This window comes from Parabacteroides chongii, from assembly GCF_029581355.1.
Lineage (GTDB): Bacteria > Bacteroidota > Bacteroidia > Bacteroidales > Tannerellaceae > Parabacteroides > Parabacteroides chongii.
Window position 1 is genome coordinate 5,850,400 of the sequence record NZ_CP120849.1, and the last position, 13,496, is coordinate 5,863,895.

General features: G+C 45.3%; 11 protein-coding genes. 4 read left to right on the plus strand and 7 right to left on the minus strand.

The features are described 5' to 3' along the window. Window positions 1-33: 33 nt before the first annotated feature. A complete protein-coding gene (locus P3L47_RS22600; protein ID WP_122363442.1) occupies window positions 34-666 on the plus strand; it encodes a murein L,D-transpeptidase catalytic domain family protein in 633 nt (210 codons plus the stop codon). Window position 667: 1 nt separating this feature from the next. Here the strand turns inward: P3L47_RS22600 and P3L47_RS22605 are convergent, their stop codons facing one another. Next, entirely contained in the window at window positions 668-2,218 is a 1,551-nt protein-coding gene (locus P3L47_RS22605; protein ID WP_122363394.1) for an alpha-L-fucosidase, read from the minus strand. Window positions 2,219-2,428: 210 nt separating this feature from the next. Between P3L47_RS22605 and P3L47_RS22610 the strand changes: the two genes are divergently transcribed. Further along, on the plus strand, window positions 2,429-4,801 hold the full coding sequence (locus tag P3L47_RS22610; protein ID WP_122363395.1) for a PDZ domain-containing protein: 2,373 nt from the start codon (window positions 2,429-2,431) through the stop codon (window positions 4,799-4,801). Between the two features lie 21 nt (window positions 4,802-4,822). Then, window positions 4,823-5,674, plus strand: a complete 852-nt coding sequence (locus P3L47_RS22615) for an AraC family transcriptional regulator (protein WP_277782204.1) — start codon at window positions 4,823-4,825, stop codon at window positions 5,672-5,674. Window position 5,675: 1 nt separating this feature from the next. On the opposite strand, the gene P3L47_RS22620 is transcribed toward P3L47_RS22615, so the two are convergent. Beyond that, window positions 5,676-6,065, minus strand: coding sequence for an L-rhamnose mutarotase (locus P3L47_RS22620; RefSeq protein ID WP_277782205.1), 390 nt, complete (start codon window positions 6,063-6,065; stop codon window positions 5,676-5,678). A 173-nt stretch (window positions 6,066-6,238) separates the two neighbouring features. Between P3L47_RS22620 and P3L47_RS22625 the strand changes: the two genes are divergently transcribed. Beyond that, window positions 6,239-6,886 carry a pentapeptide repeat-containing protein gene (locus tag P3L47_RS22625; protein ID WP_277782206.1) on the plus strand — a complete coding sequence of 216 codons (648 nt, stop codon included), beginning with the start codon at window positions 6,239-6,241 and terminating at the stop codon, window positions 6,884-6,886. A gap of 18 nt (window positions 6,887-6,904) precedes the next feature. Here the strand turns inward: P3L47_RS22625 and P3L47_RS22630 are convergent, their stop codons facing one another. The 5 genes from P3L47_RS22630 to gldE all read right to left on the minus strand — a co-directional run bounded on the left by P3L47_RS22630 (window position 6,905) and on the right by gldE (window position 13,489). Next, window positions 6,905-7,171, minus strand: coding sequence for a GNAT family N-acetyltransferase (locus tag P3L47_RS22630; RefSeq protein ID WP_277782207.1), 267 nt, complete (start codon window positions 7,169-7,171; stop codon window positions 6,905-6,907). Window positions 7,172-7,219: 48 nt separating this feature from the next. Next, on the minus strand, window positions 7,220-10,720 hold the full coding sequence (locus P3L47_RS22635) for a DUF748 domain-containing protein (protein ID WP_277782208.1): 3,501 nt from the start codon (window positions 10,718-10,720) through the stop codon (window positions 7,220-7,222). A 230-nt stretch (window positions 10,721-10,950) separates the two neighbouring features. After that, complete coding sequence (locus P3L47_RS22640; RefSeq protein WP_122363401.1) at window positions 10,951-11,577, minus strand: 4'-phosphopantetheinyl transferase family protein; 627 nt, start codon at window positions 11,575-11,577, stop codon at window positions 10,951-10,953. Further along, window positions 11,577-12,152, minus strand: a complete 576-nt coding sequence (gene gldD / locus P3L47_RS22645; protein WP_122363402.1) for a gliding motility lipoprotein GldD — start codon at window positions 12,150-12,152, stop codon at window positions 11,577-11,579. Before gldD ends, P3L47_RS22640 begins: the two co-directional genes overlap by 1 nt. Beyond that, window positions 12,152-13,489 carry a gliding motility-associated protein GldE gene (gene gldE / locus P3L47_RS22650; protein WP_277782209.1) on the minus strand — a complete coding sequence of 446 codons (1,338 nt, stop codon included), beginning with the start codon at window positions 13,487-13,489 and terminating at the stop codon, window positions 12,152-12,154. Before gldE ends, gldD begins: the two co-directional genes overlap by 1 nt. Window positions 13,490-13,496: the final 7 nt, after the last annotated feature.

A 13,496-nucleotide genomic window follows, 5' to 3' on the forward strand; every position in this document is an offset into this window, starting at 1 on the left:
CTGCTCCTGTTCATACCTGTGAAATTCTCCCAAATGAGAAGTTCAGAACCTGTCATGCGCGAAGTTTCAAGCTGCCGGCAATTATACCAGGAGATGCAACTGGAAGGGATCGTCAACTTCACGGCATTCGAACAAGCAATCGCCGGATATAATAAAATCGAAGAAAAGTCAAAAGAGATACTGACCCTGGTCGACTTCAGCAAGCCTTCTACCGAAGAACGTTTTTATGTATTCGATATGAGACATAAAAAGTTGCTATTCTCTTCCCTGGTGTCACATGGAAAGAACAGCGGCGGAAATTACGCCACCTCTTTCTCCAACGAGAACGGTTCGCTGAAAAGTTCGCTGGGATTCTTTCTGACGGAGAATACCTATCAAGGAAAAAACGGTTATTCGCTTGTCCTGAACGGACTGGAAAAAGGGATCAACGACCGTGCCAAAGAACGGGCAATCGTGATCCACGGAGCAGCCTACTCCAACCCTTCTGTCATAGCTTCATCCGGTCGTTTGGGACGCAGTTTCGGTTGTCCGGCACTGCCACAAGCTGTAAGCAAGCCTATTATCAACACGATCAAAGGCGGTTCTTTGCTCTTTATCTATGCCAATAATCAAAACTACCTCGCCTACAGCCCTATTTTATCCAAACAACAGGTTGCTTCCATGTAGATCATTCATCCCCGTGCTTAAACGGGATGTCGATCATCTCCGATTCCAAATGGCTTCCTGCTTTCTTATCGAAACTGATCTTAAAAGCATAAGCATATTCACACGGCTTCTCTGCCGGAACAGATAGTTTCAAACCTTGGTCGGTCTGCTTCCAGCTGATCTTCGCATCGGATCCCAACAACTTCACATCCAGTATCTTTGCATCGGCAACAGTAGTCTTATCCAGCGATTTTATTAAAACACCGGCCTTATCCCAATTCAGAACAATCGCATAAAGATCGTTTCCTTTGGTTGTAAAACGCATATCACGGGCGGTATAAGCGGTCGCTTCATTATCGGTGAAGGTACCGGCAGTACCGGCAATATCTCCTTCTCCTGATTTTATCCAGCAACGAGTTCCGTAGATCGCTTCTCCGTTCACTTTTAGCCAGTCACCGATAGAAAGCAACACTGATTTTTGTTCTTCCGTAATCGTTCCGTCCGCACGGGGACCGATATTCAGCAACAGGTTACCGTTTTTACTGACAATATCGATCAGGTCGTGTACAATCTGTTCCGGGGTCTTATTCTCTTCCCCATCGGTATAACACCACGAATGCTTACCGACGGAAGTATCTGTTTGCCAGGGATATTTACGCATCTTATCCAATTTACCACGCTCTACGTCGCCAACCTGGATATTTGTCGGGTAACCATGCTTGGTATTTACCACAACACCTCTTCCCCAATCTATCGAATTATTATAATAGTAAGCCATAAACTTGTTGAAGTAAGGACGTATAACCGGATTATTCACTGTCCAGTCAAACCAGATCAACTGAGGCTGATACTTATCTATCAGTTCATGAGTATGTGCCAAGAAGTCCAGACCGACCTCATCCGTATATTTCTCCTGTTCCAGTCGACGGCCATATAGAGAGACCGACTTATCCTGCACATCCGAAGGAAACTCCATTCCTCCATTGTAAAACCAGGAGTTTTCCAGCCGGTGGCTCGACAGGCCGAAAATGAGTCCTTCCTTCTCGGTTGCTTTCTTCAACAAACCGATAATATCTTTCTTAGGTCCCATCTTTACGGCATTCCACGGATTCAGATCGCTGTCATACATAGCAAAACCGTCATGATGCTCCGCAACAGGCACCACATATTTTGCACCGGCAGCCTTGAACAACGACACCCATTCATCCGCATTAAACTTCTCCGCCCCGAACATCGGTATAAAGTCTTTATAACCGAACTTTACATGATCGCCGTATTTTTCAATATGGTACTTATATTCCTTAGAATCTTTCTGATACATATTTCTCGGATACCATTCATTTACATAGGCCGGAACTGCATAAACACCCCAATGGATAAATATACCGAACTTTGCATCCGAAAACCATGCAGGAAACTGGTAATTCTCACCCATATTTTCCCAGTTATCCTGAAACACAGCCGTCCCCTTCGGAGAGGCTACCGAAAGAACATCCTTTGCCGGTGTACCGGCCTGCTTGCATGACATAAACAAGGATAATGCAATGAATAGAAAAGAAGTGTGTTTGCCCATAAGATTAACAGATTAAATTAGATATACAAAAGAACTATTATTAATATGAAATGAGTGATACAAAAAAGAGAAGGAATAACACGATTTCGACATTTTATCATTCATACCCGGAATAGTATAGTTATTTTTCATAAAAAAACTCTATCTTGCAAACGTTAAAGAAAAGAGATAGAACACACTTACATAACAATTTAAATCTAATAAGTAACAATGATGAGTAAAGTACTAAATGCTCTGTCGGTAATATTACTGACCCTTATAACATTACCGATATCGGCACAATCAGAATTTTACGTTGCCGAGACAGGCAAAAACACAGGCGACGGAAGTATAAGGAATCCGTTGAACAGTATCCCTGCCGCTTTGGAAAAGGCTCGGACGGAAAAAGGAGACGTGGTCATTTATATCCGGGAAGGGAAATATATTCTTGACAAACCGGTCATATTCACCCCGCAAGATGGAAACGACAGCCGGCAACTCTCCGTAAAAGCCTACCCGGGAGAAAAAGTAATCCTCTCTTCAGGTATCCCTTTAACCCTAAAATGGGAACCTTATAAAAAAGGAATTATGAAAGCCCAAATAGATGGTAACCCCGTAATGGATATGCTGGTTGCAGACGGCCAGCTCCGCCACATGGCCCGTTACCCGAACTTCGATGAAAAAGCAGTCCGTTTCAATGGAACATCAGCTCAGGCTACCGCTCCCGAACGGGTCAAAAAATGGAAAAATCCTATAGGAGGATATCTGCATGCCATGCACAATCATGACTGGGGTGACTTCCATTACCGCATTACGGGGAAAAATAAGAAAGGAGAATTAGAGATGGAAGGAGGCTGGCAAAATAACCGCCAGTCCGGTCTTCACCCGGATAACCGGATGGTGGAAAATATATTTGAAGAACTCGATGCACCGGGCGAATGGTATTATGCTGCCGGTGAACATACATTATATTACTATCCATTGGAAGGCGAAAATGTATCTAAAGTTCTTTTTGAATCTCCTCAACTCAAACACCTGATCGAATTTCGGGGAACAGAAGCCACCCCGGTAAAGAATATCACACTGGAAGGTTTGGAATTGACACAAACACTGCGTACGTTCATGGAACCGTATGAACAACTGCTCCGCTCGGACTGGACGGTCTACCGGGGGGCTGCCGTATTCTTTGAAGGAACCGAGCATTGTGCATTACGCAACTGTTACTTGCATAACCTGGGAGGAAACGCTATTTTCTTTTCCAATTATAACCGTCATTCAGAAGTATCCGGTTCTCATCTCACCCGGATCGGTGCCAGTGCCATTTGTTTTGTCGGTGATCCGGATGCGGTCCGTTCACCGAGTTTTGAATACGGAGAATTTGTTCCATATGAACAACTGGATCATACCAAAGGCCCCAAAAGCAATAACTATCCGGCTCAATGCCTGGTATACGATAACCTGATCCACTCGATCGGCCTGTTTGAAAAACAGATCACCGGAGTTGAACTATCCATGTCGCAAGCTATCACCGTCAGCCACAACAGTATCTACGACACCCCCCGCGCCGGAATCAATATCAGCGAGGGAACATGGGGAGGACATATCCTGGAATTCAACGACATTTTCGATACGGTGAAAGAAACCGGCGACCACGGTTCTTTCAATTCCTGGGGACGCGACCGTTACTGGCATCCGAGCTACAAAACAATGGAATCCATCGTAGCCAAAGACCCGGCCCTTATTCTGGCGGATGCTGTCCGGACGACCGTAATCAGAAATAACCGTTTCCGCTGTGACAGGGGTTGGGATATCGATCTGGACGACGGTTCCAGTAATTACCACATATATAACAACCTATGCCTCAACGGAGGGATCAAGCTACGGGAAGGTTTTTACCGTGTAGTAGAAAACAACATCATGGTCAATAACTCTTTCCATCCGCATGTCTGGTTTATAAACAGCGGCGATGTCTTTACACGCAATATCGTCATGACAGAATACAAACCGATCGGTGTACGGGAATGGGGATTGATGGTAGACTATAATATTTTCACTGATAGCCTCTCCTGTGCTACCGCCCGAAAAAACAATACGGATGAACACTCCATTGTGACTTCCGTACAATTCAGTAATCCATCAGAAGGAGATTTTACCGTTACCGATGATTCCGAAGCCATAACCAAAGGCGGCTTCCGCAATTTTGTTATGGACCAGTTCGGAGTGGTCTCTTCTCGTCTGAAAGCGATCGCACATACTCCCAAAATGCCTACTCCCATCATCATCGCCACTCATGCAGATGACGAAATAATCAACTGGAGCGGAGCAACGATCAAAAGCCTGCAAACACTCGGAGAACGGTCGGCAACAGGAATGGACTCAGAACGGGGAGTATATGTAGTATCGGTCAATGCTCTAGGCGGTAAACTACGGGATTATATCCGCCCGAATGACGTGATCCTGAAAATAGGAACTGTCACCGTCAACAACCTGAAAGAAATGCAGGATGCTCTTCAGAAGATCGATAAGTCGAAAGATATCGAATTTATTATCTTCCGGACACAAAAAGAAAACAAAATAGTTATCCCCGGCAAGTTATTGGACTAACCGGATTATAGTCAAAGAAATATGAAAGAAAAAGAGAACACAGACCTGATCCTGCTGAATATCGGATATGCGGTTCATTGTGCCGACTGGAATTACAAAAATGTAAACAGCCCGTTCGCCCGCATTTATCTGGTCAGGCAAGGCATAGCCAAACTGCATTTACAGGATCAGGTCCAGTCTCTTACCCCCGGACATCTTTACCTGATTCCTCCATTCACGCTGCATAGTTATGAATGCGACGATTTCTATACATTATATTATATACATATTTATGAGAACCCGCTATCCAACCAACGTATCCTGGAAGATTATATTTTTCCGGTGGAAGTGGATGCGACCCCGCTGGACAGTCAACTGGTGGAACAACTGGCCGTCATCAATCCCGAAAGAAACCTGAAAGAATACGATCCTTCCAATTACGACAATTCATCCACCCTGATGCAAAATATCCTGCTTCACACTAAAAACCCAACCTATACCATGATGGAAACACAGGGAATTTTGCTTCAACTATTGTCACGTTTTATGAAAGAGGCGACACACAAATACGAGATTACCGATAACCGGATACGAAAAACGATCCGATATATACGTAAAAACATCGACAAGAACATAACCATCGATGAACTGACCGAGATTTGTTGCCTCTCTAAAGATCATTTCATCCGGCTTTTCAAAGAGGAAATGCATATCACTCCGGTGCAATACATCAACCAAAAGAAAATAGAAAAAGCCCAGTTGTTAATCATTACCGACAATCGTCCAGTCAAAGACATTGCTTATACACTTTCTTTCGAGAACGTATCTTACTTCAACCGGCTTTTCAAAAGATACACGGGGCTGACTCCCGTCATGTATAAAAGTAAATTATAAGTTATTCATACAAATGGAAAATACGTTCCATCAACTGCCATTTTTCGGCAGAACTGGCATTCAGATCAGCTTGTTGGAAAACCGACATATATTCCTCCCACTCAGCCTGTCGCGGTAAACCCGCCAGACGAGCGAAAGCTGTATCCCAATCAAAATCGGCCGGAGTCTCCACGATCATGAACAATCGGTTCCCACACAGATAAATTTCCATTTCCAATATCCCGACGCTCTTGATTCCTTCACCTATTTCAGGCCAATAACATGCTTGTCCATGTCTTTTCTTATATTCTTCGATCAATTCCGGATCGTCTTTCAAATCCAGCGTCTGACAATAACGCTTGGTCGGGAAATCATATCGCTTGCTCTTGTATCCATTCTTTTTATCTTCCATAAACTGTATTATTTAATAAAATCATCCGACAGAAATAAACTAGATACAAATAAAACAAATATTCCAATAACACAATAATATTATTCCGGCAAGGGATAAACCGATATCGATACAAGCATCGTAAAATACGGATCAAAATAGCTATCTTTATCCGCTTATAAAAACAAAATACAATGAAGATAACATCTCCCCGCATAACCAAGGTATTGAAAGAAGACAATTCACTCGACGAAACGCTCCTGCAGACAGGAGAAGACCTGACGGAATACTCGTTCAGGAACCAAAGATTGTTCGAGGTTAAAACAGAAAATATCGGCATGCAATCCTGTGTGTTTTCGAACTGCCTGCTGATCGGTTGCCACATAAAAAAGTCGCAGTTCAGCGATATTATCTTCCGAAACTGCGACTTATCAAATGTCAATTTCTCCGGTTCAGGTTTTCACCGAATCGAATTTATCGAATGTAAACTGATCGGAGCTAATTTTTCCGAATCAGCATTAAACCACCTGGTTTTCAGTAACTGCAAAGCCGAATATCTGAATCTGACCATGAGCAAGCTCAAATATGTCGACTTCGACCGGTGCGACCTGCGAAACAGCTCTCTTGAGAATTGCCAGTTTGCCAGCGTCAGCTTCAATGCCAGCGACCTCAAAGAGGCGGAATTTTATCGTACGTCTTTAAAAGGCACCGACTTCAGCAACTGCGACATATCCGGCATCCGAATAAGTCCCATAGTAGGTTGTGAATTACGCGGAGCTACCGTCACTTCTTTACAAGCACTCGAACTAGCCCATCTACTGGGGGTGACTATCAAAGGATAGTCTTCATTTTCAAACTGATTATCTTGCATATTCCTGATGTCTTTTAAGCCAGGCGACTGCATAGGAGCAGATTGCCCGCGGTTTCAACTGATTTTCTAGCGCATAGTCGAAAGCCGCTTTCACCAGCGAGGCGGCTATTCCCTGACCTTCGAGAGGTTCCGGCACTATCGTGTGAATAATATCCAGATTATTGCCTACAAGCCTGTACTGCACAAAGGCAGTTAAACCATCCTGCTTCAATTCAAAGCGATACTTTTCAGGACAGTGAATAATATTATATTCCATATTCTATTTTTTTATCGACAATACAACACCCTATATTGTTAAAACAGTTTAGTCCGGGTTTGGTTCACCGTCCGGAGCATTTTGTCCGGAAACTTTATCCTCCTGCCGCTTTTTCTTTTTCGGATGGAAAAAGTTCTTCACTTTGGCGAAAAAGCCGGTGACTTCCTTAGCCATATCCTGCGTCTTTTTAGAGACACCCACCGATTCGGTCAGTGCCGGACGAAGTATCTGCCACAGGTAATTGAATGTGGAATGATACGGATCACGTTCGATGCTCAGACGGGAATACCGCGGGCGGTGCGTTCCCCGTTCCGGATGATCGGGATTATCATGTTTCAGTACCAGATTTGCCAGGCGGGAAAGGAACTTATTGTCGGTCACCTCGCCGTTTTTCTCCTTCATGATTTCCGCCTTCAGGTCCCTGTAAAGGAATAGCATCCCGACAGTGGCACCTTTGGAAGAGGCTTCGGTACTGAATGTAAAGTCCGTCAGCCTGCCGCTTTCCACCTTGGCAAAAGCCAGGGGAGTGATCAGTTCGTTGAGCGCAGTCAGGTCAAAGTCAGTCAGATGTGCATCCAGCAGGAAACGGTCGTTCAGGGAATCGACCGGGAGCATCCAGGTGGCAGTAAAATACCCTTTCCCCATCAATTTACCGTTTGCGTCCAGACGGATATACTGGTCCGGACGGGAAACGATATTGGTAAAGCCGGAAAACTGCCCGTTCATCTCCGTGAAAAAGAGTTTGCCCGGTTCCGTCCCTTTCTTGGATAATTCTTCATAAACGACGGTAAGGTTATTCACGACAAGACTGTCGACCGCTACTTTCACCGGTGCTTTCTGCAAACCGGAGTAAATCATCGAAACGATATGGCGGGGAACGGCAATCTGCTGGTTCTTGAAGTTCTGAAGTTCCGCATCGTCGATCTGTACATTCCTGATCCGGACGGTTTGATCCGAGAAGTAAGCCGGCAAATCGATTCCCGACAATCCCAGCTTACCGACCTTCACATCAAACCAATCCTGGTGTTTGGGCTGCCGGTAAGCAAATTCCATTTTCGGCCAGGCAGAAACGAGACGGATATTTTCCAGACTCAGATCGGTATTATCCAAATGAACCTTTCCTATCTTCAACGTATAAGAACCATTATCCAACGGGAATGCCAGGTCGCGGGTGTCGAACCGGACGGTTTTCAACCCGAAAGTCCGGTCTTTTGCATTGATATGCAGTCCTTCCAAGTACAGGCTTGCCGTATCGCTGTTCCAAACGGCATTGGAAACAGCCAGTTTCCCCAACGATAGGTCGGGAGTGAAACGGTTAACTGCTTCATAGATATCATTCGATATGATCAGAGGAGATTTCTTTTTTACCTTTATCGTATCAGGTGAGTTTCCGGCCTGATAGCGGATAACTGGTTCAGACAGATCTATCGAACCGACAGAAAAATGCAAGCTATCCCAGGCGATCTTACCAATTTCCAAATCATGGAGTGTGAGATGCAATAAACTGCCATCCTTTTTCAACATTCGTATATCAGGCGATTCGACATGTAGGGAGGCTGCATCCAGATGTTGAAGCAACTTTTGAGGCAAATGGCTCAATCCTGTAGCATAGACCATCGGAGTTTCTACACTAATATATGAATTCGCCCCCAGCTGCCATAAAGAATCCTGTGGAAGCAGTTTCACGTCCTGCAAACTCAATACACCTTTTGATGTTGAGAAATTTCCTTTCCTCACAGCCAGGCGATAGGCTTTACCCGGTAAATAATTATCGAAATCGCTGAAACTAAAACCGAAATGATCGCAGGCAAAGAATAGACTGCCGCTCCGGTTTGTACTGTCATTCATCAGAAAACGGGTTGCATAAAAATTAAAATCTTTCAATTTGTAGACAACCGGATCAGGAACACTCCGGTCATTCAACGTAACATAGGCATGATTCAGATCGATCCGCTTGATAGACAAATATTGTAATAAAGGATTCAGGATACTTTCAACATCTGCCCTCGGATCGACCGGCGCTTTCACTTCTTTATTTTTTTTCGCATAAGACGGTGATTTATAATAATAAATTACCGGACGGTCTATCTTGAACAGGTCTGTACTGATTCCTTTATCATAAAGCAAACCTTTCATAGCCAATGTGTCAATACTGCCGGACATATAATCTTTCCGGGAGTTGACGGATATCGGTTTCAGACGGATATTCCCGATACTGAAATCACCCGTCTCCGTATCCAGCGCCATACGTTCGATATCGAAACGATGGTTACGTGCCGTCATATTGCCGCTGATGCCGGTTGCCTCAAAAGCAAAGTTTTGGGAATACCAAAGCCCGTGTTTCTCTTCGGCAAGCGAATCGATCCGGAAACCGGTTGCCCGGAAATTAAAATTATCCAGCCGATAGACTTCCACCGAATCGTTTACAACTTGCGAATAGGCAACTTTGGCTGTATCGATCCCTATTGTCCCGATAGAAACACTGTGCAGCACAGGCGAAATAATATCATAAAGCGACAACGCCTGTACCAGCGAATCGGTATCGATTCTGGCAGTGGAGTCAGCCGGTTTATCCGCCTGCGGATCGCTGCCCGCCAGGTTAAATATTTGAATATCCGAAGAGGATATTTCAAACGAACGTGCCGTCAGATAATTCAAAGCCTCCTCCCGCTTAAAATGAATGCCGTCAATCTCTACGGTTCTGACCTGTGCATCGACATAACTGTCCGGACGTTGTTTATTTTCCGTCCACAAACTGTCCTGCGGGATCAGACGGATCTTCTCTATATAAATAATCGAATCCTGCGTACTGAGTTTTATACTGTCCGTACGGAGAAGAAAGTCGTTGTTGGCAAGCAGGGTCTGCGGCTGGTGCGTGACAAACTCGAAGTTATCACAATAGAGCAACTTGCCGCTCTGCGACGAGTTTTTATCCAACAGGAAACCATATGCATGGAAACTGACATCATCCAGCGCGTAAACAATCGGCGTGACAGGATTCTCGACCGTATAGAATACGCTGGCATCAGACAGGTTCAGCGTCCTTACACTCAACACATTGATATAAGGGGAGATTACTTCATACAAAGATTTCGTTTCGGCATGCCGGCTCTTTTTCTCCGTGCGCCCCGAATAATAAGAATCAAAAACTTCTATCCGCGGGTCTTTTATCTCGAATGAATTAAAATGCAGTTCTTTATAACTCCACCGCCAGGTAAGGTTCACGCCTTTGAAGTCTATCACACCGACTTCAGCCTTCACATAGGTGCGGGGAAGACTGTCGTTAGCTTTCCACTGCCCGAACACGGTTGAATCGGGCAGCAGCCTGACTCCTTCGATCTTCAGCTCACCTTTCACGAAACCGATAGACAGGTCATCGAACGTCAGGTTATAAAAGCCGTCTGTCGCTTCAGCCGTACGGCGGCTCAGTTCCTTCTTCAGATACCGTTCCAGCCGGTGACTCAGATACAGGTTCAGGACTGTAAGCAGCACGACCAGCAATCCGATTGCCGGGAATATATATTTTGCTATTTTCTTTTTCCGCCCCATATCTTAACTAAAACATTATCCGATAAAGCAAAGACTCTATAATTTAAAACAAGATAACGGATATTATGTTTAGCTTCTCAGGCAGCCGGAAGCTTTGACACCGTATTGGCACGACTTTGCCACCGTATTGGCAGAGCATTGCCATTATGATGGCAGGACACTGCCACTATGATGGCAAAACTCTGCCAACAGCATGGCAAAACACTGTCAAAAGGAGGAAACAAACTTATTTACGGCAAGACGCTATAGACAAGTATAAAGGCGGGATAGACTTCGTAGTGCAAGGTATAAGACGCAGTGTGCGGCGTACGGGTTTCGTAAGCGCGGATCTGTCCGGACTCGGCATAGGTAAAAGGTTCGATATGCAGATGTCCGATAAAGTCGACATCCTGCTGGCGGATCATTTTAAACAGAGCTTCTTTGGCACACCAGTGGATAAGCAGATGCTCCGTTACATGGTCAGGACAGACAGAAGCATCTTCTTCCGGAGACATGAAGCGACTCCGTATTTTTAAGACCCGATTAGAGTGATATTCAATATCTATACCGGCGTCCCCCCGATCCTGCAACAACACTGCCGCATAACCGTTTGTATGGGAAATACTCAGGGAGAAAGACGAACCGGGCAAGTAAGGTGCCCCATCGGCATGATAAGCGACCTGTAACTCCTCTCCTGCCAATTCCTTTAAAAGAACACGCGATGCCAGCCATTCCTGACGACGTTTTTCCGTTTTTATCTGCTGCAGAAAAGGTTGATATTCAGATTGCAGCTCCAACATGGCAAGCAGTTCATCCGAAGTTTCATCCATCTTCCAGACTCCCAGCAACGGCTCCGTATGTTTGAACAGGAGAGGCATTATTTTTTCCAGGTAAAAGATTGTATCAACTCAATAATATCTTTCCGCAGATAGTCCGTAACCGGAGCCAGCGAATCGGCATTCGGCACGCAATCATAATATAAGGCACCCCGGAAGAAATTCGAAACACTGTCGGTCAACATGAACTGGACCGGTGAAGCCGCCTCCCCATCCAACAGGAAAAGAGAGCCGTACACCCGTTCTTCCGGATTGCTATAGGCTTGTTCCTTCACCGCTTCCGCCTGTTTTATCTGACGGGCAACCAGCGAACGGGATTCGTTTTCCGCAACCGGTAATGTCGCCCGCGTCACCGGCAAATAACTGCAATAGATTTTTACCCCCAAAGAGGGATAAGATAAATTAATCCATCCTTCGGGACTGCCTACTTCCGGCAACTCGACGGTAACTAACCGGGAAACACGAAAGGAATAGGGCAAACTGTCCAACGACAAGACCTGATAATCCGCCCGCGGTGGCTCGATACGAAAATAACCGCGCGGCTTCGGCGTATATTCCGTACAGGATGCACAGAACAGGAGACACAGAAAAAGTCCGGCAGACAGTATTCGCTTCATCACTCCTTCCCTTTCCCTTCTGTATCCCCGATACAGTTGAATTTCACTTTCAATATCCTTCTGTTATCCATTTCCAGCACCTGGAAACGATACTTTCCATAATCGATGATCTCTCTGCGACGCGGGAAGTCGCCTTTTATCTCCAGTAAAAGTCCTGCCAATGTCTCGACATCTTCCGTCAGTTTTCCGAACTCAGACGGATCGACACCGATCACACGGAAGAAGTCCGTCAGCAATATCTTGGCTTCGAAGATCAGGCTACCGTCCGCCAGGCGGATAAACTGCTTTTCATCTTCATCGTATTCATCGGATATCTCACCGACAATCTCTTCGAGGATATCTTCCATCGTAACGATACCGGACGTACCGCCGAACTCATCCACAACGATCGCCATATGTATCTTGTTGGTACGAAATTCTTCCAGCAGGTCGTCGATCTTCTTTGTCTCAGGAACAAAGTATGCCGGACGGATCAGACTCTGCCAGCGGAATGTATCCGGCTTCTCGATGTAAGGAAGCAAATCTTTTATATACAGGATACCTTTAATGTTATCTTCCGAATCGGCGTATACAGGGATTCGCGAATAGCCGGACTGGATGATGAAATCGATGACATGACGGAAGCTGGTCTTTATCTCGATGTCTTCCATATCCAGACGCGGTGTCATGATCTCATCGGCAGTCTTGTTATAAAACTTGATGATCTCGGCCAACATCTCTTTCTCTTCCGGTATCTCTTTGGATGTCAACTCCAGGGCTTTCGACAACTCGTCGACCGACAAGTCGTATTTCTTCTTGACCAAAGCCTTGTTGATAATGGAAGTAGAGTTTACCAGTACCGTCGAAAGCGGGCGGCAGATACGTTCCACCATGTTCAGCACAGAAGCCGAACGGCGTACAAAACGGAGCGAGTTCTTCTGTGCGTAGATCTTAGGCATGATCTCGCCGAAAAGTAAAAGTAAAAAGGTCAGTACGATTGTTTCAAGGATAAATCCCAAAGCGGGTACAGCCGAAAAATCGATCAAAGAATTGATGCCGTAAGTACACAACATAACCACGGCCACGTTCACAAAGTTATTGGCGATCAAAATAGCCGCCAGCAAATATTCGGAGCGGTCCAGCAATTTGCGGATAAGCGGATCTGAAGGCGAGTTCTCTTCCCGGATGTCGTTGATATCACCCGGGGTAAGAGAAAAGAATGCCACTTCCGAAGCCGACACGAAGCCGGACACCAACAGCAGTAAACAAGCGAGGCTTAATGCTATGACAGGACCTGCTGTAAGCGCCTGGATAGTTATCTGATCAAATAAGCCCGATAAATAATAGTCTGAGTCCAAGGGGAAC